The sequence below is a fragment of the Candidatus Omnitrophota bacterium genome (assembly GCA_040755155.1).
In the GTDB taxonomy this organism is placed as follows: domain Bacteria; phylum Hinthialibacterota; class Hinthialibacteria; order Hinthialibacterales; family Hinthialibacteraceae; genus JBFMBP01.
Genome location: JBFMBP010000015.1, coordinates 1 through 24,793, shown reverse-complemented (window position 1 = coordinate 24,793; position 24,793 = coordinate 1). Strand labels below are relative to the sequence as shown.

21 protein-coding genes are annotated in these 24,793 nt (G+C 51.6%); 11 read left to right on the top strand and 10 right to left on the bottom strand.

The annotated features are described in order from the left end of the window. Positions 1-260 precede the first annotated feature (260 nt). The gene (locus AB1656_01755) at positions 261-3,497 is read left to right on the top strand and encodes a DUF5107 domain-containing protein (protein ID MEW6234088.1); all 3,237 of its coding nucleotides are present in this window, start codon (positions 261-263) and stop codon (positions 3,495-3,497) included. Between the two features lie 7 nt (positions 3,498-3,504). On the opposite strand, the gene AB1656_01750 is transcribed toward AB1656_01755, so the two are convergent. The 8 genes from AB1656_01750 to AB1656_01715 form a co-directional block, all read right to left on the bottom strand. Then, positions 3,505-5,130 carry a hypothetical protein gene (locus AB1656_01750; protein ID MEW6234087.1) on the bottom strand — a complete coding sequence of 542 codons (1,626 nt, stop codon included), beginning with the start codon at positions 5,128-5,130 and terminating at the stop codon, positions 3,505-3,507. A 69-nt stretch (positions 5,131-5,199) separates the two neighbouring features. Further along, complete coding sequence (locus tag AB1656_01745) at positions 5,200-5,634, bottom strand: hypothetical protein (GenBank protein MEW6234086.1); 435 nt, start codon at positions 5,632-5,634, stop codon at positions 5,200-5,202. Between the two features lie 76 nt (positions 5,635-5,710). After that, positions 5,711-6,430 carry a class I SAM-dependent methyltransferase gene (locus AB1656_01740; GenBank protein MEW6234085.1) on the bottom strand — a complete coding sequence of 240 codons (720 nt, stop codon included), beginning with the start codon at positions 6,428-6,430 and terminating at the stop codon, positions 5,711-5,713. Positions 6,431-6,599: 169 nt separating this feature from the next. Further along, positions 6,600-8,093 carry a fucose isomerase gene (locus AB1656_01735; GenBank protein ID MEW6234084.1) on the bottom strand — a complete coding sequence of 498 codons (1,494 nt, stop codon included), beginning with the start codon at positions 8,091-8,093 and terminating at the stop codon, positions 6,600-6,602. Positions 8,094-8,289: 196 nt separating this feature from the next. Continuing rightward, entirely contained in the window at positions 8,290-9,126 is an 837-nt protein-coding gene (locus tag AB1656_01730) for a hypothetical protein (protein ID MEW6234083.1), read from the bottom strand. A 104-nt stretch (positions 9,127-9,230) separates the two neighbouring features. Beyond that, on the bottom strand, positions 9,231-9,554 hold the full coding sequence (locus AB1656_01725; GenBank protein MEW6234082.1) for a helix-turn-helix transcriptional regulator: 324 nt from the start codon (positions 9,552-9,554) through the stop codon (positions 9,231-9,233). Next, positions 9,541-9,939, bottom strand: a complete 399-nt coding sequence (locus AB1656_01720; GenBank protein ID MEW6234081.1) for a type II toxin-antitoxin system RelE/ParE family toxin — start codon at positions 9,937-9,939, stop codon at positions 9,541-9,543. The genes AB1656_01725 and AB1656_01720 overlap by 14 nt, the downstream gene beginning before the upstream one ends. Positions 9,940-10,072: 133 nt before the next feature. Next, positions 10,073-10,261: a hypothetical protein gene (locus AB1656_01715; GenBank protein ID MEW6234080.1), complete on the bottom strand. Its 189-nt coding sequence runs from the start codon at positions 10,259-10,261 to the stop codon at positions 10,073-10,075. 55 nt (positions 10,262-10,316) lie between these two features. Here AB1656_01715 and gyrA point away from each other — a divergent pair, with 55 nt between their 5' ends. From gyrA to AB1656_01685, 6 genes are all read left to right on the top strand, one after another. Beyond that, complete coding sequence (gene gyrA, locus AB1656_01710; GenBank protein ID MEW6234079.1) at positions 10,317-12,848, top strand: DNA gyrase subunit A; 2,532 nt, start codon at positions 10,317-10,319, stop codon at positions 12,846-12,848. Positions 12,849-13,097: 249 nt separating this feature from the next. Next, on the top strand, positions 13,098-13,412 hold the full coding sequence (locus AB1656_01705; GenBank protein MEW6234078.1) for a hypothetical protein: 315 nt from the start codon (positions 13,098-13,100) through the stop codon (positions 13,410-13,412). A gap of 228 nt (positions 13,413-13,640) precedes the next feature. Beyond that, on the top strand, positions 13,641-13,874 hold the full coding sequence (locus AB1656_01700) for a hypothetical protein (protein ID MEW6234077.1): 234 nt from the start codon (positions 13,641-13,643) through the stop codon (positions 13,872-13,874). A 123-nt stretch (positions 13,875-13,997) separates the two neighbouring features. Beyond that, positions 13,998-14,546 carry a hypothetical protein gene (locus tag AB1656_01695; protein ID MEW6234076.1) on the top strand — a complete coding sequence of 183 codons (549 nt, stop codon included), beginning with the start codon at positions 13,998-14,000 and terminating at the stop codon, positions 14,544-14,546. Continuing rightward, on the top strand, positions 14,543-15,541 hold the full coding sequence (locus tag AB1656_01690; GenBank protein MEW6234075.1) for a GDP-mannose 4,6-dehydratase: 999 nt from the start codon (positions 14,543-14,545) through the stop codon (positions 15,539-15,541). Before AB1656_01695 ends, AB1656_01690 begins: the two co-directional genes overlap by 4 nt. Before the next feature lie 10 nt (positions 15,542-15,551). Continuing rightward, positions 15,552-16,535: a class I SAM-dependent methyltransferase gene (locus AB1656_01685; protein ID MEW6234074.1), complete on the top strand. Its 984-nt coding sequence runs from the start codon at positions 15,552-15,554 to the stop codon at positions 16,533-16,535. Between the two features lie 886 nt (positions 16,536-17,421). On the opposite strand, the gene AB1656_01680 is transcribed toward AB1656_01685, so the two are convergent. Together AB1656_01680 and AB1656_01675 are read right to left on the bottom strand one after the other, a co-directional pair. After that, complete coding sequence (locus tag AB1656_01680) at positions 17,422-17,967, bottom strand: 6-carboxytetrahydropterin synthase (GenBank protein ID MEW6234073.1); 546 nt, start codon at positions 17,965-17,967, stop codon at positions 17,422-17,424. Positions 17,968-17,976: 9 nt separating this feature from the next. Then, a complete protein-coding gene (locus tag AB1656_01675) occupies positions 17,977-18,711 on the bottom strand; it encodes an SDR family NAD(P)-dependent oxidoreductase (protein MEW6234072.1) in 735 nt (244 codons plus the stop codon). 240 nt (positions 18,712-18,951) lie between these two features. Here AB1656_01675 and AB1656_01670 point away from each other — a divergent pair, with 240 nt between their 5' ends. The 4 genes from AB1656_01670 (at position 18,952) to AB1656_01655 (ending at position 24,511) form a co-directional block, all read left to right on the top strand. Then, positions 18,952-20,280, top strand: a complete 1,329-nt coding sequence (locus AB1656_01670; protein MEW6234071.1) for a Gfo/Idh/MocA family oxidoreductase — start codon at positions 18,952-18,954, stop codon at positions 20,278-20,280. Between the two features lie 64 nt (positions 20,281-20,344). Further along, the gene (locus AB1656_01665) at positions 20,345-21,259 is read left to right on the top strand and encodes a hypothetical protein (protein ID MEW6234070.1); all 915 of its coding nucleotides are present in this window, start codon (positions 20,345-20,347) and stop codon (positions 21,257-21,259) included. Positions 21,260-21,448: 189 nt separating this feature from the next. Then, positions 21,449-23,191: a CocE/NonD family hydrolase gene (locus AB1656_01660; protein ID MEW6234069.1), complete on the top strand. Its 1,743-nt coding sequence runs from the start codon at positions 21,449-21,451 to the stop codon at positions 23,189-23,191. A gap of 9 nt (positions 23,192-23,200) precedes the next feature. After that, on the top strand, positions 23,201-24,511 hold the full coding sequence (locus AB1656_01655) for a hypothetical protein (protein ID MEW6234068.1): 1,311 nt from the start codon (positions 23,201-23,203) through the stop codon (positions 24,509-24,511). Positions 24,512-24,793 lie beyond the last annotated feature (282 nt).

Sequence of the window (24,793 nt, the reverse complement as noted above, 5' to 3'; positions counted from 1 at the left end):
ACGAGCTGTCCAACTCAGAAAATGCTCTTAGCGATTGCAAGTAGAAAAAGTAGAAGAGCCATCCTGGCTCTTTTTCTTCCTATCAAGAGGCTGGAAGCCTCTTCTACTCTCGCGTTTCAAAAGAGCATTTCGCTAACGATATCATCCAGACAAATTCAAATAAACAGGCGCGAACGGAGATTCTCGATCCATTGCGAAGGACGGAATTATTTGCGAATATGCGTTAGGTCTCATCGATCCATTCGTGAATGAGGAAGATCATGAAAACGAATATGCTATTCCTTTCGGTTCTATTTCTTTTCTCCGCCTCCGCGTTGGCGCAAGCCGAGGTTTCCGCCTATGAGAAAGAGATCGTCATTCCCACTTGGGAAATCGGTCCGCCGGAGATTCATCCCAACTTTTACGATGCGGGGGAGGATATTTATCCCTACACTCTTAACGATGTTCTCACAGATAAAAAAACCGAAAAGACCTACAAAGGCGTCTTTTTGGAAAACGAATATATCCAAATTCTCATCCTGCCCGAAATCGGCGGACGGCTTCATGGAGCGGTGGATAAGACCAACGGCTACGTCTGGCTCTATTGGCAGCGTACGATCAAGCCTGGCCTCATCAGCATGACGGGCGCGTGGATCTCCGGCGGCATCGAGTGGAATTTTCCTCATGGACACAGGCCTTCCGGCTTCATGCCCGTCGATCGCCGCATCGTCCATAACGCCGACGGCAGCGCCACGGTTTGGGTGGGCGAGACGGAGCCGATCTTCCGTATGAGATGGCTAGTGGGAATGACGGTATTCCCCGGACGCAGTTACGTCCGCTGCGATTACAAGTTTATCAATCCCACCAATCATCGCCATTCGTTCCAGTTTTGGGCTACTTCCGCCGTACACGCCAACGAATGGATGCAGGCGCAATATCCCGGCGACGTCGCCGCCGGACACGGCAAGCATCAATTTTGGAATTGGCCTATTCACGACGGCGTCGATCTGACTTGGTGGAAAAACTCGCCCAACGCCAGCAGTTATTTTGCTTTTAACAATCCCAGCGATTGGTTCGGCGTTTTCGATCATAAAGCGCAGGCGGGCATGATTCACGCCGCCGATCATCGCCTCATGCCCGGCAAGAAACTATGGACATGGGGTTCCGGTCCTTCGGGGCGCATCTGGGAGGATATTCTCTCGGAAGGCGGCGGGCCTTATTTCGAGCCGCAGGCGGGCGCCTTCAGCGACAATCAACCTGATTACCATTGGATTGAGCCGAACGAAGTCAAAACCGTCCACGATTATTGGTTTCCTGTGCGCGATACTCGCGGCGTTCATAATGCCAATGAGGATTTCGCCGTCAATACGGATATTAAAGATGGAAAAACCTTCGCGGGCGTCTACGCTACGGGCGTTTTTTCTCAATGCAAAATTGTTTTAATAAACACAAAAACCGGCGAAATTCTCTCGGAAACTACGGCGGACTTGGCGCCGGATAAACCATTCGCCATTGAAAAAGCGATTGGCGAGGATTCGACGGTCTACGACCTCCATCTCGCCGTCTACGACTCTCAAGGGAATCTGCGCATTGAATTGCAACAGGCAAAACCGCAAAAAGTGGAACTTCCCGCAGGCAAACCCGAACCGGACGATCCGCAAAAGATGAATCAGGACGAACTGCTGCAAACGGGAGAATGGCTCGATAAATTCCGCCGCACGAAACAAGCGGAAACCTATTACCGGCAAGCGCTGAATAACGATCCCAAAGATTCCCGCGCCAATGCGGAAATGGGATTCCTCGCCTTGAAGCAGGGGAAATGGAACGAAGCGCTGGATTTCTTGAGCGCCGCCAGCGAGCGCAACGACGATGACGCCCGCCTTTATTTCGGCCAGGGATTGGCGTATGCGGGACAACGCGATTTTGCAAAGGCGTACGACGCCTTTTTCCGGGCGAGTTATTCTTATCCTTATTATTCAAGCGCCTATTTCAACTTAGCGAAAATCGATCTGCTGCGGGGAAACGATCGAGCCGCTATCGATAAACTCGAAGATGCCGTCTGCCAGAATGGCAAGTTCGCCGACATCCCCGCCCTGCAAGCTGCCGCGTATAGACGTCTCGGCGACCGAGGGCAAGCGCTCGCGGCGGCGGTAAAAGCGCTGGCGCTCGATCCTATGCACTTCATGGGCGGATGGGAAAAAACGCAGGCGCTGAGGGACGGCGATGAAGCCGCCGCTTGGAAAAGCGAATGGCAAAGCATAATGCGCGGCGCTGTGCAAAACTATCTGGAGTTAGCCTCCGCTTACGCCGAAGCGGGGCTATACAACGATGCGGACGCCATCCTCGCCCTTTATGCAAAAGGCAAGGATGAAGCGGTGATTTATCCAATGGTCAATTATTTCCGAGGTTATTGCAAGGAACTGTCCGGCGGTTCCGCCGAAAAGTTTTACGCTCAAGCGCGCAAGGGACCGGCGGAATACGCCAATCCTCACCGCCAGGAAGAGAAGGCGGCGCTGGAAGCGGTTCTCGCCCGCCATCCCGATGACGCCCGCGCCCATCTCTATCTCGGCAATCTTCTGTACTCGCGCAGCCAGCGGGAAGAGGGATTCGCTCATTGGCGCCAAGCGGCGGAGAGCGATAATACTCTGGCTCTCGCTTGGCGCAATGTCGCCTACGGCGAGCGTTATTTCAAAAACGATTTGCGCGCCTCGCAAAGCGCCTATCGAAAAACCATGGAACTTGTTCCAAAAGACGCTTGCGTCCTATTGGAATACGATCAACTATGCGAAGCTATGAACGTTCCCGCCGCCGAACGGCTCGCTATACTCAAGCAACGGCAAGAGGTCGCGCAGCAGCGTGACGATCTGTTGGGAAGATTGATCGACTTGCAACTCGCCGCAGGCGGCGAGGGCGAATTGGCCGAGGTTTACGATATTCTCCGCCGCCGCCATTTTCACAGTTGGGAAGGACGCTACGGCATCCATTATTGCTGGATGGAGGTCAATCAGAAACTGGGCGATTCCGCCTTCGATAAAAAGAATTACTCGGAAGCGTTGAACTATTATAAAGCCGCCTGCCTTTATCCCAATAACCTGGAAGTAGCAGCGCGAACGCCGGACTTTCGCGCTCATGTCTATTGGAATCTGGCGAAAACCTATTTGACGGTGAACGAGACGGAAAAGGCGAAGGATTATTGCCAAAAAATCCTTGAGGAAAAATATAGAAAAGCCAACCTGGGAACTTATTACCAAGCCCTGGCGCAACGCGCCCTCGGCCATGCCGACGAGGCGCAAGGATTAATGGAACAGTTGGAGAAACGCGCTCGGCAAATGCTCTCGAGCGATAGGCGGCGAGAAGCCTCGGAGGCTCTCGGCCATTATTTTCTATCTCTTATCTTGCAAGAGAAGAACGAAGCGGACGCCGCCGCCGAACGGAAAAAGGCGCTGGATAGCAATCCCCGCGTTTGGCGCGCCGCCGTACTCGAAGCGCAATTCGACGTCTCCAACGCCATTCAATAGCTGCCGTTCACGGCGTTGGCGTGGCTGTAGGCGTCGGCGTTAAGGTTGGAGCGGGCGTCGGCGCTAAAGTGGGCGTGGGCGTACTATCTGCGCTCGCGCCTTTGTCGTAAACCTGGATGTTATCGAGGTAAGCGCCTTCGGCGGTAAATGAGGCGTCGCTTTGAAATCGCAATGCGATCTTCAACGATTTCGTCGCGGGAAGGTTCGCTTCCACATGGATAAAATCCTCTTTCGTCAGCGTATCGAAAGGCCCCTTCTGCGGATTCGATAGGCCGAATAAGCCATCGAAGGAACCCGTAGAAAGAACGCCAGTTCCCAGCGCATTCCGATCGGTTACAATTTGGCCGTCGCCGTTAATATCCAACAATTGCCAGGCGGTCTCGCCATCTTTCAGGATTTCTACAACCAGGAAATCTTCGATGATGGAAATGGGAATGTCGAACGAAAAGGCGATATCGAATGAAATCGCGGGGTTCTCCGCCAGCGTCGTATCGAAGACGCGTTCGATTTCGAGAACGGAAGTCTGCCAGCTTTGATAGAATCCAGCCCGCTCGGCGTTGAAGCCTGCGCTGTGCGGTTCGCTGGAAGCGACGCCGTAGCTGGGATCGGCGCCGGTTGTAATAATCGTCCAAGGATAAATCTCATTATCCGCAGGCATTCGTCCCTCGGCGATCAATTGATTTTTCGTTTCTACAGACGACGTAACCGTGGAAATGCCGCCGCCGGGCAGTTGGGAGATTGAATCGAAATTCATCGCGAACGATTCGAATTTGTGTAAAATCGGCGTAGGCGTCGGCGTGAGCGTTGCGGTAGATTCCAAGTTGAACGCGACGGGTCCCGCATTCATAATCACCCGCCCGCCGTCGTTTTTCAACGCATATAAGCGAAACCAATACGTAACGCCGGATTGCGGTCCATCTTTCCAGGCGGCGTCCAGAAGAAATGTTTCATTGGCGTCGAAGCGGAAGTAAAATAGATCGCTGGCGCCCGTCTGGCCCAGGAAGGAATAATTCACGCCGTCGGTGCTGACGAACGCATGGCAATCGTAAAAATCGCCCGCGCCGGGATTCCATTTCAATGCCAGCGCCCGTTCCAAAGTTGCATCTTTGTCCTCACCGACGCTGAGGTCGGTTCCATGGAAGAGGTCGTCAGTTACGATCGCCTTGCCGTCGGCGAGATCGTCGGGATTGGCGATCTTTTTCAATTTAATGGCAGAGCCGCCCGTCAGATTGTATCCCATCGGCCCCGCCTGGCTTAAAACCACTCGCTGCGATTGGCCGCTTTCATTTTTGTACAATCCCCACACGCGGAATTGATATTGCGTATTCACGTCGGGATTGTTCCAAACGTAATCCCGCGCCGCGCCGTCGCCTGCGCGGCCTAAATAGAAATAGCCGCCGTCGCCGCGCTTGACGTAAACGTGCCATTCCGTAACCGGAAGATCGCCCGCATAATTCCAATGTACAGCCAGCTGGCGAGCGTCGAGATCGTCGAAATCGGTCTGCCCTGTCAAATCGGCGGAATCGCCGGAAGCGTCATAAACGACAACCTCTTGCGCTTGCGCCGAAACGCATAGAAACATCCCCATCGCTATGACTAACACGATCCTTTGCGATATTGAAATGGAAAACATAGCGCAATCCCCCTCCTTTTATGACTTGGGAAGAATCCTATGAGATATCCTTCGATCGGCGGCGCTGCTTTAGCCAACGGATTCAATGAGTCGAACCGAGCGTACGCAATCGCCGATGGCGATGGGTGTCAACTGAGTCGATCCGCTGATCTGATCCTGTCGCACCGATAAGTTCTCGCGGTCCAGACTCGATGCAGCGGAGACGCCGGAATGGGTTTGGGCAAGAGTTGAGGAAAGGACGGAACCCGCCGAGGATGGCCGGTCCCGGCGCAAAGACATGACCAACGTCATTTTTTCCTGCACGTTGATCGCTTCCACTTCCGCCTTGATCCATTCGATCTCGCCGAGGGAAGCGTTCTTGACGGGATCGGTAATTTCCTGGCCGAGTTGGTATATATAAAAGCGGTCGCCCACCGAAACGCCGTGTTCGGCGCCGCGATTGATGACGAGCCGCTGGCTGTCCAATATCAAAACCACATTTCCGCGTACGATGGATTTGGGCATTGGTTTATCCTCCGTTAGCAATTGTTCCATCCTTAGTATATAAAAAATAAGATACAACGTCGATAAGTTTTTCTTTTTACTCTTCCCGAATCAATCCAATAGCGCGAACGCTGCATAGGAGTCCTAAAACTCGATTCCTTTCCATAATGCTTTCGATTATTTTGAATAAAGGCAGCAACTTATCTGGCAGAAAATTAGGGACGAAGCCGATTTTATGGCATTCCGTCATGCGATAGGAAGCGTTATGAAAAATGGCGCATAAATCCTTAAAATAAAAACTATCCTCACCCGCTTCTTTATAAACGGGCAAACATTCCAACAATATTCTTATAATATTCCGCACCGGCTCGAGAACGATTATTTTTGGGCATACTTGCGAAAGCCGTTGGATGACGCCGGGAGCGTCTTTTTTTACATGATGCAGAATGCCGACCAAGAAAGCGGCGTCATAGCGGTTGGCGGGATCGAATTCCAATTGCGATACGTCGCGCCGCTCGAAATGAATATTTGCAGGACAATTCGTTTTTGCGCTTTCGATGGAGGCGTGGGAAAAATCGTAACCGGTTACATGACGATATTTTTTGGATAAATATTCTTTGGAAAATAAGCCGTCGCCGCAGCCGATGTCCAAGACGCTGGAATTTTCATTTATAACCAAACGATCCGCGATTTGCAAAGCCAGATCGTAGATTCGCATAGTAACATAACGATAAGATTGACTATTGCCATAAGCTTTCAAATATCCGGCTTCGCCCGCTTTTTCCCAAAACTCCATGCCGTCGGTCTGCTGGGTCATTCATTATTCTCCCTATTTTCTCATGCGATCATGAGTTGAAGAGCATTCTATCGCGTTCCATCGCAAAGACAAAGACGTTATTTCCTCATAGAAAAAAACCTATCAAAAAAGAAGGGACGGACGAGCCGCCCCTTCTTCGATGTTAAACGTCATATTCCATCCAACGCTATCATCTCATCAATTCCCAGATGGGCGGATAGAATCCATCTTTCGTTTTACCCAGGACGATGGGTTTGATTCCCCGGATTTCGCAGAGGTAGACCAGCGGTTGAACGATATCACCCGCCGCGCCCAGCACATGGTTGCATGGGAAGACGCTGAGAAATTCCTCGAAGTCGCATTCCAACTGGGCGTGGACGTGGGGCCAGGTGGGATTGGTCATATCGTTCAATTTCTTGCGTTCGGCGGCGGGCAGTTTTTTCGACTCGCCGCGAACGATGACCATATAGGGCTTCTCGTCCCACAATCCAAGGCGGGCGAACGTCATGGGGCCGGGCGCGGCGTCGAACTCGACGGAAGCGCCGCCCGCTTTGAAATAGAATTCCAACGCCGGATGGAAAGTGATGGTTTTAAAATTCTCTTCCGGCTTCATGCTTTGGGCGGCGAACCAGCTGGAATGATTGCCGGAATTGCACCAGTCCCACAAATCCAGCTTGGGATGATAGAGCCGCACATCCATGAACAGCGCCGGCATTCCGCCGGTGATGTATTTCATCAGCTGCATGGTGATGGCGGCGTAGGCGTCCGCTTCGGTGGAGCAAACAACGGATTCTTTCGGTCCCCGCCAGTCGTAGGGATCATTCATTAGCATTTCGGGGACGTCGCCGAGGCAATAGTGCTCCGTCAATTCGCGTTGGCCTTTCAAGCCGCAAAAGTCGAAGCCTTTGTCTTCATTGACATGCTGCATAGCGAGGTAGAGGCCGATCTGCCGCTCCAACGTTTCCGGCGTCAACATGCGGCCATCGTATTTCAAACGTTTGCCCAACAGCTTTTCGAACCAAAGACGTCCCTTCTCAATCTCCTTCTTATCGACTTTCTCCGCTTCCTTGACCAGCCAAAGCTGATCGATCTGGCGCACGGTGCAGCCGAGGGATTTCAGCGTGGGCGTTAGATGGGCGAAGCCGGTTTCCATGCCCATCGAATGGCCGCCATAGCAGCCGAAGACTTCGTTTTGGATCGTCGTCGCCGCCTGGCTGGCGCGAATCCAGGCGAGTACGCGCCGCTGCGTCTCCTTATCCTTCAAATCGCCGACGATGCGGTGGGTGCGCTTCCCGGCCTGGCGCAAGGCGCCATCGGTGGCGAGCAGCCCTACGTTTCCGGGATATTGTCCATTGTTATTCGATAAGCTAAGAATGGGAACATCGCCGAGGCTATTGATAAAGGGCCAGCACAGGAAAGGGAAGTTCCAAACGTTGTAAAGCATGATGACTTGTTTGCAGTTCGCCCGCGACAGTTCTTCCCCTACTTTCTGCGCTGAGCGCGTTCCGACGATGATCTCGCTGCCCAAGACGACGGCGGGAGCGGAGCTGTCCACATTCTTAACGCTCTTTTGGATAAAATCGGCCCACGTTTGCACGACGGCCATATTCTCTTTGTTGTTTTGCGTGTAAACATGTTCGCGCTCGTCATTGAGCATCGCGATTCCGATAGGGGTTGTCCGCATCGTATTCCCTCCACATAAACCGGCGGCGCCGGAGTTATAGACCTCTATGAATCATCTCCAATATCGGCGGTTTTGTGAAGAGCTCCTTCGCCTTAGGAAAGTAAAAGTGCCATCCTGGCTCTTTTTTTCGCCATGCAAGAGGCTGGAAGCCTCTTCTACTCTTGCGTTTCCGAAGAGCGTCAAGCGGAGATGGACGTTAAAAACGCGGCGGCGACAGCATCTTCCTGCGATCGCCAACTTGAAAATCGTCGGGATAGGAAAGTTGAAACAAATCGGGCGGGAACGAGGGATCGATTTGGATATCCGCAACGGATATTTCCTGGCGCAGGCGGATTGGACCGCCGATCGTCTCCATAACGGCGCGAACGACGCAGGAAAAATTCCCTTTCTCTTCTTCCCATTCGAAAGCGAAAGCCCGTTTTTTTTCCACGATGGAGACAGGCCGCAGCTTGGCGTCCAATACGAATCGCAGCGGCTGCGGGAAGGCGGGCGGACGGAAATAGGGAGCGCCAATCTCTAAAGCGTTTCGTTCGTTCTTTTCGTCTTTTTGGATTTCGCTGCTGGCTTTTTGGATTATCCCGGCTAATATCCGCCCCGACTGCGCCCGGCCCGCCCAGACGATGTTCGATCCATCCAAAATGGAGATGGGATCGAATTTGGAAAGACTCACGGTTTTTTTCAAATAATCGATAAATGTAATACTGTCTTTTTCGATGAGAGAAATCTGCGTCGGCAAAGAAAAATCCACTGGCTTATCTTCCGTCAAAAAGTACTTTATCAAAACTTTGCTTCCTGCAATATCCACGAAGATTTGCTGCCAGGTTTGGCTTCCTTTGGATAGAAGTTCCTGACTGGAAGGCGAGAGATCGACAGTTTGGGTTCCATTGGAGATGACGTTTTGCGTCAAGGTCAACAATTGCAGCCGCTCAATCCCGGCGTTCTCGTAACCGGGCAATTCGGCGCGGGCGGACGGGACGAAGCTGAGGAATGCAATCGCAAACAAATGGAAAGGGATTTGCAAAGAGAGACGCATAGCGAGTTACTCCGTTTTTCGCGCAATGGGAAACTTTCGATATAAGATGAATTATACGCTTTATTATAATCGGATTTTATAAAGGGGATATTGAGAAAAATAGGCTATCCTTCCAACGGCATATAATGGCCGCCGACTTGGATCGCTGCACAGCTGTCTAAGGCCTTAAGAATCTTGGAGAGATTGTTAAGCGTAATATTTCTGCGATGGCCGGAACGAATATCCTGAATAACGGCTGGCGAGACTCCAGCCACTCTGGCCAATTCCCGTACAGAAAAACGCTTTTCTTTCATTAATTGCAACACGATTTCGGAGAGCGTAAATTCCCGATATTCGATTTCAAACGATTCTCCGAAATCCGCGTTCTGCATCAATCGTTCATAGGTAGATTGCGGCAGTTTGTGTTCTTTCGATTTAGAGGCGGCCATAGTAAGTACCTTCCTTAATACGCCGTTTGAAATCTGCTTGACGGATTAATGCTTTTTGTTTTTCGCTCATGGGCAATTTATCCGTTTTTTTCTCAAAGGCGTTAGTGATTATTATTTTTCTTCCGCTAAAGAAGAAGCATAAGAATCGATCTGGATGGAGTTTGAATGCATATATTCCATCGCCCTCATTCCGAAATTTGGTCTTATCGAAAATCTTTCCTGCATCGCCAATGCGTCTGATTAAAACCATAAATTTCCGCTGGCGTTCAACAGAGAGATCATTAAAGTATTCTAAAACTTCATTGCGTCCTCTATCATCGTGATACCACTCAACGGTATAACACGGTCCCTTATAAGCAATAAATTCCTTAAATTGCTTTTCCAAAAAGAAATTGTACTCAAATATTGGCACAGAGTCAATTTTATGCCTTCATTTCACTAGAGGATATTCCAAAAAAAGAACATTCCCATTGAAAATTGGCGGCGAAATACATAAAATATTGTAGAAATTACATTTGCTATGTCATCTTGGGCGCGCCGCCCCGGTCTTTTCTCAATCGGCCATTGGCGTTGTCATCCTTGGGTTGAGAGGCGAATTCCACCGGTTCCCTCCTTGCATTCGCGGCCTGCTCAGAAGATGCGGCGATGATTTCATATCTGCCCATAAGATTGGGCAAGGGCGTTTTTGCTCCGATTTTATAAGTCAAGATGGATTGCAGTCTTCGATCCAGACGCCCTTATTTACCTATTGGAGTTTACTGGATGTTTGCCCAAAACGAACGCATTAAGCCGATTAACATTGAAGAGGAGATGAAGACGTCGTATATCAGCTATGCGATGTCCGTCATCGTCCAACGGGCTTTACCTGATATCCGCGACGGCCTCAAGCCCGTCCAACGCCGCATTGTTTACGCTATGCGCGAGTTGGGTTTGACCCACCGCTCCCCCTATAAGAAATCCGCCCGCATCGTGGGCGAGACGATGGGCAAATACCATCCCCACGGCGATTCCGCCATTTACGATACGATGGTGCGCATGGCGCAGGATTTTTCCTACCGCTACGCGCTCATCGACGGCCAGGGCAATTTCGGCTCCATTGACGGCGACAATCCGGCGGCCATGCGTTATACGGAAGCGCGTCTTTCCGCTATCGCTGAAACGCTGTTGACCGATATCGAGAAAGACACCATCGATTATGTCCCCAATTTCGACGGGCAATTGGAAGAACCGACGGTTCTGCCTTCGGAAATTCCCAACCTGTTGATCAACGGCTCATCCGGCATCGCCGTCGGCATGGCGACTAATATCCCGCCTCACAATCTTAAGGAAGTCGTCGACGCCACAGTCGCCATGATCGACGATCCCGAAATCGACGCGAAGGCGTTACTCAAATACGTCCAGGGTCCGGATTTTCCCACCGGCGCTTATATTTGCGGGCGCAGCGGCATCATGGAGGCTTACACCAGCGGCAAGGGCCGCGTCATCATGCGCGCCGTCACCCACAAGGAGCAGCTGAAACAGGGCCGCGAAGCTCTCGTGGTGACCGAAATCCCCTACATGGTCAATAAAGCCCGGCTGGTCGAAGAGATCGCCGCTCTCGTACGGGACAAGAAGATCGAAGGCATTTCCGACCTGCGCGACGAATCCGACCGCGAGGGAATGCGCATCGTCGTGGAATTGAAGCGCGGCGAGAATCACGAGGTGGTGCTCAACCAGCTGTATAAACATACACGGATGCAGTCTACCTTCGGCATCATCCTGCTCGCCCTCGTCAATAACCGACCGCAGTATCTCACGCTGCGGGAAATGCTATCGCATTTCATCGATCACCGCCGCGACGTAATTGTGCGCCGCACTCAGTTCGATCTCGCCAAAGCCGAAGCTCGCGCCCATATCGTGGAAGGCTTGCGCATCGCTGTGGACAACATCGACGAAGTTATCGCGCTCATCCGCGGTTCCCAAAGCCGAGAAGAGGCGATGCAGGGACTTATGAGCCGTTTCGAACTCAGCGAAATCCAATCCAAAGCGATTCTGGAAATGCAGTTGCAGCGTTTAGTGGGCTTGGAACGGCAAAAATTGGAAGAAGAATACCAACAATTGTTGAAGGATATCGAGTATTTCAAGAAAATTCTCGGCACACCCGAACTCGTGATGTCCATCATGAAGGAGGAGTTGCTGAAAATCAAAGAACGCTTCGGCGACGCTCGCCGCACTAAGATTGTTTCCGACGCCGCCGATTTGGAGATCGAAGACCTCATCGCCGAAGAAAACATGGTAGTAACCGTTTCTCACACCGGCTACATCAAGCGCATCGGCACTTCCGCCTACCGCAAGCAACTGCGCGGCGGACGCGGCATCACCGCGATGGGAACCAAGGACGAAGATTGGGTCGAGCATCTCTTCATCGCCTCCACTCATCATTACATCCTCTTCTTCACCGATTTGGGACGGCTGCATTGGAAAAAAGTCTTTGAGATTCCTCAAGTCGGACGCCAATCCAAAGGCAAAGCTATCGTCAATTTCCTGCAGTTAGAGCGAGACGAGAAGGTTACGGCGATGGTGCCGGTGCAGGACTTTTCCGCCGGGCGCTATCTGCTTATGGCGACAATAAAAGGCATCGTCAAAAAAACAGAGTTGATCGCTTACTCCAATCCCCGGCGCGGCGGCATCAACGCCATCGGCCTCGACGAAGGCGACCGCTTGTTGTCCGTCTGGATGACGTCGGGCGAAGACGACATCATCATCGCCACCCGCAACGGTATGGCCATCCGCTTCAACGAAAACAATGTGCGTCCAATGGGCCGTACGGCGCGGGGCGTGTTGGGAATTCGATTGGATGAAAGCGACAGCGTCGTTGGGATGGTCGTCTGCCATGATGGAGCGCAACTTTTGACCGTCACGGAAAAAGGCTACGGCAAACGCACCGACGTCGAACAATACCGTAAAATCCACCGGGGCGGCAAAGGCGTCATCGATATCCAGACCAATGAACGCAACGGCAAGATTGTAGGCATTCTCGAAACCTTCGACGGCGACGAATTCATGATTATTACCAAAAACGGCGTCGCCATCCGCACTACGGTTGAGGACATCCGCAGCATTTCCCGCAATACCCAAGGCGTGAGGCTGATCCGTATTGAGGAAGGAGACGAGGTTGCCGCCATTGGACGTCTGCCGGAAGCGAAGGAATCGAAGAAATCGCAAGAAGAAAACGGCGCCAACGGCTCGCTGCTGGATGATATCTCGCTGGACGAATCGGAAATAGAACTGGAAAATGAGCCTGAAAGCGAATAATTCGAGATATTTGCGTTATAATAGAAATGGAAAGGCTCACGGAAATAACATTAAGGCAAATTTTACCTTGCTGCTTCTAAGAAAGAGGGAGTTCTTTCCTCTCTCTCAAAATGATTCTCAAAAGGAAAGGATTATTAAGTATATATTAATCAATAAGTTAAATTGATATTTTTAAAGTTGGCATCCCCCTTGCTCTTAAAATGAGACAACAGTCGGCAAGAAAAAGACGGTTGAAAGGAGCGGAAGCGGATGCGATTTTTGGAATATCTCGAATACGCGGTTTCGCCCACAACCAAGTTGCTCATCTGCGCCGCCATCGCTTTAGCGCTCTTCATCGTTTACCTTTGGAAGCCAAGCGAAAAGAAGCCGCCGGCGAAAAAGAATAACGAGGGATTCATGAATTACGTCGAGGTCGATCCGCAGTCGTTAGCCAAAGGCGCGGAATGGCTTGAACCCTCGCAGGACGGACAAAGATTATCGAGTTATAACGCCACCCTCCAACAACTCGACGAGTACGTCAAAAGCGTGAGGGAATATCACATAAAAAGTCTGGACGAAGTTTGATTTATCCAGACGGAGGTTTACCGCATCACCCCAATTTGCGCCCACACGATGTGTGAGGAGCCTCGGAAAAGGGTTTCACGCCAGTGAACCCCATACTCCTCCCTCATCGCCCTCAACCCTGGGGGCCTTGTGCCCCGTTAGCGCCAGATTTATCTGGCGCATTTTTTTTGCATAGGCTTCCCTTCGCGAGCCTTTCCGCTAAAGTGGTGGACTATTCGGGAATGATGAATGATGAAAAAGATTGATGGGTTAAGCAACGTTTTTACGTCGCGGGAAGAGGCTTCGATCAAGTTGCGGGAGTTGAAGGGGGAAGAACGGCCTAGCGTGCGGTATCAGATGCGCAAGATCGAATGGGGAGAGCAAATTATGTGGGAAGTATTGGACCGCGACAATAGTACATGGATGCAGTTTAACGATCGCGAGAAAGCGGTCGCCTATTTGTGGGAAATGCAGGGGCAGTAGGCGCAACGGAAAGCAGCGGAGTAGGAGGAATTGTTTCAGTTGGACGAGGGGAAGAAGCGGGAGATCGACGAGTTGATCGATGCGCCGAAGCAGCCTTGTAAAGCCGTATCTTTGTATAAGGTGATGCCGGAAGAGGCGGAGCGGATTAGGGAAATCACGGGAATCGATGTTGTGGATTATGTACACATTATCGATAAAGATGGCGTTAATCATGTCATCGGAAAACATGGAGAGGGCAAGGAGAGAAAGGGAGTTGAACCTATCACGAAAGAAGATTTCTATTTGATTCCCCAAATCGTAGGGAACGCTGATGAGATAATGAAAGGCGGAGTTAACGATAAGGGATTAAAAGTCATTAAATATAAAAAAAGAATTAATGGGGATGTATATTATTTGGAGGAAATCAGATATGGAAAGAAGAAATTGGCGCTGGTAACTTTTTATAAAAGCAGGGCGAGTTCTGTAGGCCGGAATGTTCGTTACGAACCAACCGGAGCGACGTCCGAAACGCTCTACAGTCAAACGCCCTTAAAAGAAAATATACCTGACGGGGCGGGGGAAGTCAAGGAAAACTTGGGGGAGGAGCCGGATGTTGGATTTCAAAAGAGGGATGAAAAAATAATGAAACGGTTTTGGAAGATAATAAAGACCTTCCTTTCCAATCTTAAATGAACGATTGCAGTCATTCCTATTTTCATGGGAAAAATATCCTAATCACCGGCGGATTGGGCTTCGTCGGCTCGAATCTGGCTATCCGCTTAGTGGAGTTGGGCGCTGTGGTTACATTGGCCGACAGCATGCTGCCTCTCTTTGGCGGCAATCTGTTCAATATCGAACCCATCAAGGATCGCGTAAAGGTTAATTTTTCCGATATTCGCGACCGTCCCTCGATGAATTACCTCGTGCAAGGCATGGATTCGATCTACCACCTCGCCGGACAGGTCAGCCATGTGGACAGCATCCTCGATCCATTCACGGATGTGGATATCAATATCAATGGAACGCTTTCCGTGCTGGAAGCCTGCCGCGAATTCAATCCCGGCTGCCATATCGTCTTTACCGGTACTCGCGGTCAATACGGTCCCTCTGTTTCATTGCCGGTGAACGAAGAAGCGCCCACCAATCCCAAAGGCATTTACGCTATTACAAACCTCACGGCAGAAAAAATCATCCTCATGTATCAGGAAGTTCACGGCTTGCCCGGCGTCTGTCTGCGCATTACCAATACGTACGGCCCGCGCCATCACATGAAGCATAACCGCTACGGCGTGGTCAATTGGTTTCTGCGCTTGGCGATGGACGGCGGCGTTATTCCTATTATGGGCGACGGAAGGACGCTGCGCGATTACTTGTATATCGATGATCTGGTAGAGGCGTTGTTGATCGCCGCATCCAATGAAAAAGCCTTCGGGCATATTTTCAATGTGGGAATGGGAGTCCCCACATCTTTTAACGAATTGGGAAATAAGATCGTCGAGTTGACGGGATCGGGACGATGCGAGTTCACTCCCTTTTCCAAAGAGCGCAAAGCCTTGGAGCCGGGCGATTATTATGGGGATATAGCCAAAATCAAAACCATTCTCGGCTGGAAGCCATCCATCGGTTTGGAAGAAGGATTATCGCGGACCATAGAATATTATCGTCAATTCCGCCGGTATTATTGGTGAGGAGAGCGGCATGTCGCGCCAAGGCGAAAAGAGAGAACGAACGTTTCAAAACATCCGCCAATTTTGGGAAGCGGAAGCGTCCGATTGGGGCGAAACCTGCCAGGCGACAATCCGAGACCATAGCTTTCGTATCCACGAATTGCAAACGCTGCTTTCCCTGATTCCGCGTTCGAACCAACTGCTGGATATCGGTTGCGGCGCAGGATTCGGAACGTTCGTCCTTTCGCAGCGGGCAATCCGTACGGTGGGCATCGATTATTCCCCCGCCATGATCCGCTGGGCGCAGCAATTGCAGGACGATCCATCCTATCGCCAGCAAATCCGGTCGCGGCTTAGCCCTTTTTGGAGTTTGGATCCCCTTCCCGGAACCGATCTTTTTTTTCATACCGGCGATGTTTTGGATTTAAAACTAGATTATCCTCCTTTCGACGCCGTTACGGCGCAGCGCCTATTAATTAATTTACCCCAACACGGCGACCAGATGAAAGCGTTGGAAAATCTGCGACGCTGCGCTCATGATTCCGCCACTCTCTTCCTGGTGGAATCGACGCGCCAAGGCCATGAGCGAACCGACGCCTACCGCGCCCGCTTCGATTTATCTCCCTTGGAAAAATATTGGCACAACTGCTATGTGGACGAATCGCGCTACGTCGAATGGGAGAAGTATGGCTGGCGCGTAATGCAGACGCTGGGCTTCGACGCGTATATGCTTCTAAGCAAGGTCGTCTATCCAGCGGCTTATGGAGAATCGCGCTGCGTGTTTCTATCCGGAGCCAATACGGCGGCGATGGAGACTGCTAACCTGTTTCGAACGCAAAGCGCCGCGGAAGAGATCGGCGTTCCGGCGCTTTTGAGATTCTATGTGGAGCGAGTACGGCTTTATAATCTGGACGAAGCCAACGCCATAGAAGCGTGGATCGAGAAGCGCGGCGGTGAATTGGTTGATTGGAGCGGATTGGGGCATCAGCAGATTATTATCGCTCAGGCGGAGTAATACGATTACTCAAGGGCAGAAACAACTTTCTAGCCTTGACGCCGAAGGATGTCCCGCGATGCTAAACCCATCAATCTTCTTCATCATTCATCATTCCAACAGTTATGTTGGGTGGGCTCAAAGCGAAGCATAGCCCACCGAAACTGTGCAGAGACCGTAGAATAGGACGCGCCGTGTGATCCAACATTCTTTTTCATCATTCATCATTCATCACTCATCATTGCTGTTATCGCCTCCAAATTGCGGCCTTCCCCATAATAAGCGAGGGACCTTCTCACGGCGCGCGCCGAACAGTCCCCGCCGTACTCGCCGCTAAAAAGCGAAGTGGAAGAGGATGGCATCGTCGATAACCTTGCTCAGCCGCGTAGGGTGGGCATCGGTGAATGAGTAGCGGGGGTGGAACTCACGGTCGTTTCGCTAAGTTGGGATGAACATAGCGAAGCGATCGCCTGGGAACCGGCTTGTCTATAGGGCAAGAAGCCCCTCGGCGAAATCGGTAAACTGAGAAAAAAGTTGGATTAAACCGCAGGGCGGCAAGAAAATTTTATCTTTCATTTCATCGATCATTTTTCTGGTAGTTCGGAAAAAGAAAGATGAAAGAAAAAGATGAAACGCCGTAGCATTGCCGCCCCGGTTTTCCAATTTTTCAAATCATTTTAAATTCCACGGGGATATTCTTTTATGAAGTTATCCCTAGCCTCATTCTTATTTTGTAACAGTTTACCCGATTGAAGAGAAATCCTTGTTTTTAAGCCCTGAAAGGGCGAAATAAGATAGCCCAGGCCAACGGCCTGGGAACAGGATCAACAAAAACCTTAAGCCCTGAAAGGGCGAAATAATTAATTCGTATTTCTTCTCTTCATACGGCTAAATAGTTACCTTATTTTCATCTTTTTCCTTTTTCGTGGTTTTCCTTATCCTTCGCATTTTCGTGATTCAATCCAAGCCATTCCAGCGCGTCTTCATATCCCCCTCGCTGTCCGGGCGTTTCTTCGATCCATATCCTCAGCCGCCGCACTCTTTTTTCCGGATCCCATTGCTCCCGCCGCTCGCAAAGCAGGTGATGAACGTAGCCCGCCAGCGATTCGCAAGTGATATTTTCCAAAGGCAGGCGAACCGTCTCCTCCGCAGGCATGGCGTATTCGTCCGCCTCGTCCACCTGGAATCGCAGGACATGGTTTTCCAACCGATAAACGATGCGAGGATTTTCCGGTAATAAAACTTTTTCGTCCAAGGCGGAGCAGATCGATTTGAGCGTCGTTTTCAAAACGGAAAAATCGATCAGAAAACCGCCTTGCAGTTGATCGGCTTCCGCCTCCACGGCGGCGACGTAATTATGGCCGTGAAGCGCTTCCCGTCCATCAGTAAACAGTGTGAAATGCGCCGATGAAAATTTGATATTCTGTTTTTCTATGCGGATTAAATAGCCCATGATGGCGTCTCACGCATTGCTATGGATTTCGATGACCGCGCCCGTAACTTTGCCCGATTGATTCTCGTCCGCAAGAAAGAGAATCGCTTTAGCGATGTCTTCCGGCTTGGTTTCAGTATGCAGAAAGGGCGCGGCTTCGCACAGCATTTGCGTATCCACGGCGCCGGGAGCGATGCAATTGACGCGGACGCCTAGAGCCTTGCCTTCCACGCTCAAACTTTCCGTCAGCCCGACGACGCCATGCTTGGCGGCGGTATAAGCGCAGAATCCGGGAAATTTTTCCGTCCCTTTGATTCCCGCCAAGGAACTGATATTGATAATGGCGCCGCCTTTTCCCGTCCGCTTCCAATACCGAAACGCCTCCCGGCTGCAAAGAAAAGCGCCGTCCAGATTGACCGCCAGCGTATGCCGCCAAGCGCCATAGGTCATCTCCTCGATTGGACTAACAGCAATGGCTCCGGCATTATTGACCAGAATATCCAAAGAACCAAACCGATCCTGCGTTTCTTGAAACAGCCGCACAACGTCTTCCTCGCGGCTGACGTCCGTTAGAATCGCCTCCGCGCTTCCCGAATCCAATTCTTTATCGATCGATTCGACGACGGAGCGCAGTTCGTTGTCCGAGCGGCTTGCAATAACGACTCTAGCCCCTTCGCGGGCGAACAAGCGCGCCGCCGCCGCGCCGATCCCGCGTCCTCCACCCGTAATTATGGCGATTTTTCCTTCCAAACGCTTTTCCAACAATGTTATTCCTCCAAATAAAACATTTACAATCGTAGGATGGGTCGCGTTATTTGACCCATCAATTACACCAATTTTTCACTCATCGCTGTTTTTTGAATTATACACGTTGACGATTGACAGGCCATGATAAATATGCCAACGTTTCGAGAGAATGTTTTCATGGGGAGTTGGATGCTGTGACGCTTTATGGCTAAGAGCCTTCTCTCCATTCAAACCAAATCTATTTGCGGGAGTATTGTTATGGCAGATAAGAAAAAAACGAACCGCCGCGAATTTCTTGCCCAAACCGCCAAGACGGCGTCGCTGGGAGCGGCTGCGTTTCAAATCGTTCCCCATACCGTCTTCGCCGCTCCAAACCGGCCCGCGCCGAGCGATTCGCTGGTTTTGGGTCATATCGGAATCGGCGGCCGCGGCGAGAGCTTTCTGCGTCCTGGATGGTCTCGCTTTCTCTGCGACGTTGATTCGAATCGACTGGCCAGAGCCGTTAAGCGCGTAAGCGGCGACGATGAAGACCTTCGCAAACAAGTAAAGACGTTCAACGATTACCGGGAGTTGCTCGACCAGAAAGAAATCGACGCCGTCTTCATCGCCTCTCCCGACCATTGGCACGCGCTCCATTGCATTCATGCCTGCGAAGCGGGCAAGGACGTCTATGTCGAAAAACCCGCCTGCAAAACCATCGAAGAAGGCCGGGCGATGGTCGCCGCCGCCGAACGTTATGCGCGGATTGTGCAAGTGGGTTCGCAGGGACGATCGCAAGAAGGCGCCTATCACGGCAACAAATACATCGCCAACGGACAGATAGGAACCGTGCGCGAAGTGCGCTGCTGGCATTATCCCACGCCGTCCGGTGATTGGAAAACTCCCAACAGCGATCCGCCTACCGAACTCGATTACGAGAAATGGGTGGGACCGGCGCGTTGGATTCCTTACAACCGGGATCGCACCCACGGCTCTTTTCGTTGGATGCAGTTCACCGGAGCGGGACAAATCCGCGACCGGGGCGCGCACGTTATGAGCGTGGCCTTATGGGTTATGAATGGCGACGCCACCGGCCCCGTCACGGTGGAAGCCCACGGCGATCCCCATCACAAAGGCATCTACGACAGTCCCGTTTTTATGAATATTGCTTACGAATTCAAAAATCCCGATTGGACGTTGATCTGGGCGCAACCCGGCGAACCTCACGAAGCCGGTTTCCGATGGGTGCGCGGCTCCTACGGCGCCAACTACATCGGCGACAAGGGCAACCTGATTATTACTTACGGCGATACCGGCGAAACCGATACGGAACAAAAGGCGAAGGACTTCGAGGTTCCCGCCGATGGCGTGCAAGTATTCCATAGCCCCGGCCATACGGAGAATTTCATTGACTGCATCAAGACACGCGAAAAGCCAATCATGCACATCGAGGCGGGCCACCGCGTCGCGACATTGTGCATCTTGGGCAATCTTTCCTATAACCTAGGCCGCAAACTGGAATGGGATCCCGTTAACGAATGCGTCAAGAACGACGATGAAGCCAACCGTCTGTTGAGCAATCCCGGACGGGGAGAATGGCATATTTAAGACGGCGAGGAGAGATAAGCCCTGAAGAAAAGGACGGGCTCCATAAATCAAGGAGAATAAAACCATGCCGGAAGTATTCAATAAAGATATTCAAACGTTTCTTTCCGATATAAAAAGCGGCGAGGAAATCAAGCAAATCAACGCTTGGACGCTCGCCGCGCAGATGGACGCCTCCGTCATCGAACCGCTGAGCGATTTGCTGGTTGCAAAAGAATTGCCCATATCCAAAGCGGCTGACGAAGCGTTGAAAAGAATCACCCATTCCGTCGGCAAGACCTTTTCCGGCGACCGTTGGCAATCCGTCGTCGATGCATATATCCGCGTCGTAGAGAGAGATCATCCCGCTTGGGCGAAGGCCATTGCTTTGCGGCATCTCTCCATGATCGCCGGCGATTCCGCCGTCAATGCGGCGGCGAAATATTTAACCGATCCCGAACTGCAAGAAGAAGCGGTCTATTGCCTGGAACGGATTCCCGGCCCGGCGGCGACGATGGCGTTAGTGGACGGCTTGAAAAAAGTATCGGCGGAATTCGAGCCTAGAGTCCTTACCGCCTTGGGACATCGCAAGGATCCGGCGGCGGTGGAGCCTGTAGCGGCCGAAATGGGATCCGCCAACGTGAAAGTCGCCATCGCCGCCATGAAAGCGGCGGCCCGCATCGGCGTCAAACCGGAAAACGAGCCTGAATTGCCCGATTTCGAATCGCTGTCCGATCGCGACAAGGCGGCTTTCGTCGACAGTTATCTCCGGTTCATGGATCAACAAGTGAAAAAGGGCGAGATGCTGGAAGACGCGATGGAAACGTTTCGAGGCGTTTTGGAAAATGCGGAGAGCGAACATTTCCGCTGCGCCGCCATCGTCAGCCTCTCCAAAATGGGCGGCGCCGAAGCGGAGTCTCTCATCCAAGCGAAGGTGGATAACGATTCTTCCTATATCGTCAAAATCACCGCCAAGAAGGCGCTGGCTTGCATGAAGAAGTAAATAGGTTTTGGATTGTATTTGCGGAAGAGCGTCCCGGCGCATTGGGAACGCTCTTTCTTTTTGCGATCCGCCACTGGCGGCGATGGGTTGTTTTCCTTTACAATAAGCGCAATGTTAAATGGTAGGATGGGTCGCGTTTTTTGACCCATCATTTTTGTGAATTTATAATCGTGAAAATTGGAGGCCATAATGAACATACGCGAATCGATGAAGATGATTTTGGTTTGGCTATGCTTAATCGCTGTAATGACGCCGTTGGCGATGGGAGAGGAACAAGAGAAATCTTATACTTTCCAGGCTAACGTCATGATCCCCATGCGTGACGGCGTAAAACTGGCGGCCAATCTATTCATTCCCAAAGAGGGCGGCCCTTTTCCCGTTATCCTTATTCGTTCTCCCTACGATAAGAAAGACGAAAAAGCGGGGGAAGCAATAGGCTTCGCCGAGCGCGGTTACGCCGTCGTCTATCAGGATGCGCGGGGAAAATTCGACTCGGAAGGAATTTGGGATCCTTTCCGTTATGACGTCGAAGACGGCTGCGACACGCTGGCGTGGACAGGACAACAAAGTTGGTGCAATGGCAAAATTGCTACTTTCGGCGGTTCTTACGTCGGCTTTACGCAATGGGCTTTGGCGCCTTGCGGCAGTCCCTATTTGACGGCCATGATGCCCATCGTGCCTTTTACGCAAGCGTATTACGATACGAATTACTGCGGCGGAGCGCTGCAATTGGCGTTGATGATGGGTTGGGGAACGCTGGTCTCCTTCAAAGAAGGGGAAAAGCCGCCGCAAATCGACTGGGACAAGTCGTTTCGCCAATTACCTTTGAAAACATGGGACGACGCCATAGGCCGGGAAATCTTTTACCTGCGCGATTGGGTGGCGCATCCCACCTATGACGATTATTGGAAAAAACGGGGCATCGATGGACGATACGAAGATGTCGCCGTTCCCATTTTGAACGTCGGCGGATGGTACGATATCTTCTCCAAAATCACGCTGGAACAGATCGCCAATGTCCGCCATCGTTCGAAGAATCTTCTAGCCCGGCGCAACCAATTCGCCATCGTCGGTCCTTGGGGCCACGGCGTCAATCAAACCAAACTCGGCGAATTGGAGTTCGGCCAGTCGGCGAAAATCGAAATGTCGAAATTGCAGGACGATTGGTATGGCTACTGGTTGAAAAACGAGGAAACGGGCGTGGAGAATTGGCCGCCTTACCGCCTCTACGTTATGGGCGAGAACGTGTGGCGCAACGAAAACGAATGGCCGCTCGCCAGGACGCAATATACGAATTACTATCTCCACAGCCAGGGCAAAGCCAATACTTCGAGCGGTAATGGAGCGTTGTATCTCGCAGAACCGGAAATGAAAACGGCGGATTCTTTCGTTTACGATCCCGACAATCCCGTTCCCACCAAGGGTGGCAACAATCTCTTCGGCGCCGCCGCCGGTCCCTTCGATCAACAGGAAATCGAGAAGCGGGATGATGTGCTTGTCTATACCACTCTGCCATTGACGCAAGAAGTGGAAGCCACCGGCCCCGTGAAGATGATTCTATACGCCTCATCTACCGCGAAAGACACCGACTTCACGGCCAAGCTGGTGGATGTGCATCCCGACGGCAAAGCCTTTAACCTCTGCGACGGCATCCTGCGCGCCCGCTACCGCAATTCCTCCACGGACTTGGAACTGATCGAGCCGGGAAAAATCTACAAGTACGAAATCGACATGTGGGCGACCAGCAATCTCTTTCTGGAAGGTCACTGCATCCGGCTGGAAATCTCCAGCAGTAATTTCCCCCGCTTCGACCGCAATCCCAACAGCGGCCAGCCCTTCGGAACCGATAAGGAAGTCTTCAAAGCGACGCAAACCATTTACCACGACGCCGAGCATCCCTCGCATTTGATCTTGCCGGTGATTCCGAGGTAATCGAAAGTTATGTGGAGATGGCGTCTATTTTTTTCATTAATATTCGTAGTTCTCATTGCGATTAGCATATTCTCGCTTTCAGGAGATTCCACTGCTTTTGCTCAACCCGCCGCCCAGGCGAAGCCAGCGGAGTGGTGGGATGGCCGCTGGACGTACCGGCTTCCGGTCATGATCCAAACCGGCGGCTATGAACGCATCGACAAGCCCGTCGAAATCGAACTGGACTTCATTGTTCTGTTCAACAGCGTTTTCGCCATCGGCGAGGCCGTCGATCCCCACTCTATCCGCGTCATTGAGGTGGAGCGTTCGGGAAAGATTCTGCGCGAGGTTGACAGCCAATTCGATCCCGCGCCCGGCTTCGATCCTTTGCGTAATGCTGTGGGTAGTCTCATTTGGATGCTGGATGAAGTTCCATCCGGCGGCGCTCGTTTTTTTTATGTCTATTTCGATTCCGCTCTTAAAGGCGCCAAACCCAAAGCGGAGGTTAAATCTCGCGTAACATTATCTTCGCCGGACGGCGATTCGTGGAAATTTTCCGCGCCGCCTTACGGCTTTTATACTTTCCAAAAAAGCGGCGGCGCTTTCCGCATTTTCGCTCATAAAGACGTCCAAGATAATGCGGAAGGCGATTGGGTGCGATCCGATCTATCCCATTTTCAAGGCATTCCTAATTTGCACTCGCCCGATTTCAGTACTATATTTCATCAAACCTATGATGGACTAAAATCCTCGGATGGCGGTTGGAACGTCAAAAGCGAAATGATTTCCGAAGGCCCCCTGAAAATGACAATTCGCTCCCGCCATGTCATCGCCAAGGGAACGTCGCAAGGCGAGTGGGAAATCGTTTACGAAATATTTCCTTCCACGATCCGTTGTACGGTAACGAAAGGCAACGAGAACGGCTTCGCCTTTATCCAGGAAGCGGCGCCGGGTGGAAATAAGTTAGGGCCGGAAGATTTCGCGCGCCTGGCGAACGAAGATCAGCCGCGCCGCCTGGGCCAGGGAAATTTCAACGAAGACCTCTCGCCCGAATGGGCCTATCAAGGCGAAGACGGCGTTAAGGAAAAACTCTATTTCATCCATGCGCAGGACGATAAAGTAAAAGACGCCGTTTTGGAATTTCCCCAATACCATTTTTGGGTTGTAGGCTGGGGACGCGGCGGCGCCCCCAACGCCGTTTCGCCCGGCATGAAGGATTATCCCGCCGCTTTCTATTTCGGCTTCCGCGAAGCTCAAGATCATGCGGAGATGGTTCGCTTCATCGAATCCTTACGCCAACCATTGCCAATCATAACATTGCCAGTAGAAAAAAATCCGTAAGAAGGGGAGACGGGGAGACGGGTTTATAAGGGTGAGATTGTTAACGACCATGAATAACCTTCTTTCATCATTCCTAAGAAAACAGAAAGCTGGCAGGCTCATCACAGCTCTGTCATGCTGCGACTCTGTCATTTCGAGCGATAGCGAGAAATCCATCCACACGCGGGTTGAAGATTTCTCGGTCGCTGCGCTCCCTCGAAATGACATGCCGCGATGCCGGACACAGGGGGAAAAACGGAGATTCGCCCTCCCGCAATTCACCTTCGAACAAGAAGAGAGGGC

Coding starts and splice junctions, on each gene's coding strand:
- AB1656_01755 (MEW6234088.1), top strand. CDS start 261: ATGAAAACGAATATGCTATTCCTTTCGGTTCTATTTCTTTTCTCCGCC.
- AB1656_01750 (MEW6234087.1), bottom strand. CDS start 5,130: ATGTTTTCCATTTCAATATCGCAAAGGATCGTGTTAGTCATAGCGATG.
- AB1656_01745 (MEW6234086.1), bottom strand. CDS start 5,634: ATGCCCAAATCCATCGTACGCGGAAATGTGGTTTTGATATTGGACAGC.
- AB1656_01740 (MEW6234085.1), bottom strand. CDS start 6,430: ATGACCCAGCAGACCGACGGCATGGAGTTTTGGGAAAAAGCGGGCGAA.
- AB1656_01735 (MEW6234084.1), bottom strand. CDS start 8,093: ATGCGGACAACCCCTATCGGAATCGCGATGCTCAATGACGAGCGCGAA.
- AB1656_01730 (MEW6234083.1), bottom strand. CDS start 9,126: ATGCGTCTCTCTTTGCAAATCCCTTTCCATTTGTTTGCGATTGCATTC.
- AB1656_01725 (MEW6234082.1), bottom strand. CDS start 9,554: ATGGCCGCCTCTAAATCGAAAGAACACAAACTGCCGCAATCTACCTAT.
- gyrA (MEW6234079.1), top strand. CDS start 10,317: ATGTTTGCCCAAAACGAACGCATTAAGCCGATTAACATTGAAGAGGAG.
- AB1656_01705 (MEW6234078.1), top strand. CDS start 13,098: ATGCGATTTTTGGAATATCTCGAATACGCGGTTTCGCCCACAACCAAG.
- AB1656_01700 (MEW6234077.1), top strand. CDS start 13,641: ATGATGAAAAAGATTGATGGGTTAAGCAACGTTTTTACGTCGCGGGAA.
- AB1656_01695 (MEW6234076.1), top strand. CDS start 13,998: ATGCCGGAAGAGGCGGAGCGGATTAGGGAAATCACGGGAATCGATGTT.
- AB1656_01690 (MEW6234075.1), top strand. CDS start 14,543: ATGAACGATTGCAGTCATTCCTATTTTCATGGGAAAAATATCCTAATC.
- AB1656_01685 (MEW6234074.1), top strand. CDS start 15,552: ATGTCGCGCCAAGGCGAAAAGAGAGAACGAACGTTTCAAAACATCCGC.
- AB1656_01680 (MEW6234073.1), bottom strand. CDS start 17,967: ATGGGCTATTTAATCCGCATAGAAAAACAGAATATCAAATTTTCATCG.
- AB1656_01670 (MEW6234071.1), top strand. CDS start 18,952: ATGGCAGATAAGAAAAAAACGAACCGCCGCGAATTTCTTGCCCAAACC.
- AB1656_01665 (MEW6234070.1), top strand. CDS start 20,345: ATGCCGGAAGTATTCAATAAAGATATTCAAACGTTTCTTTCCGATATA.
- AB1656_01660 (MEW6234069.1), top strand. CDS start 21,449: ATGAACATACGCGAATCGATGAAGATGATTTTGGTTTGGCTATGCTTA.
- AB1656_01655 (MEW6234068.1), top strand. CDS start 23,201: ATGTGGAGATGGCGTCTATTTTTTTCATTAATATTCGTAGTTCTCATT.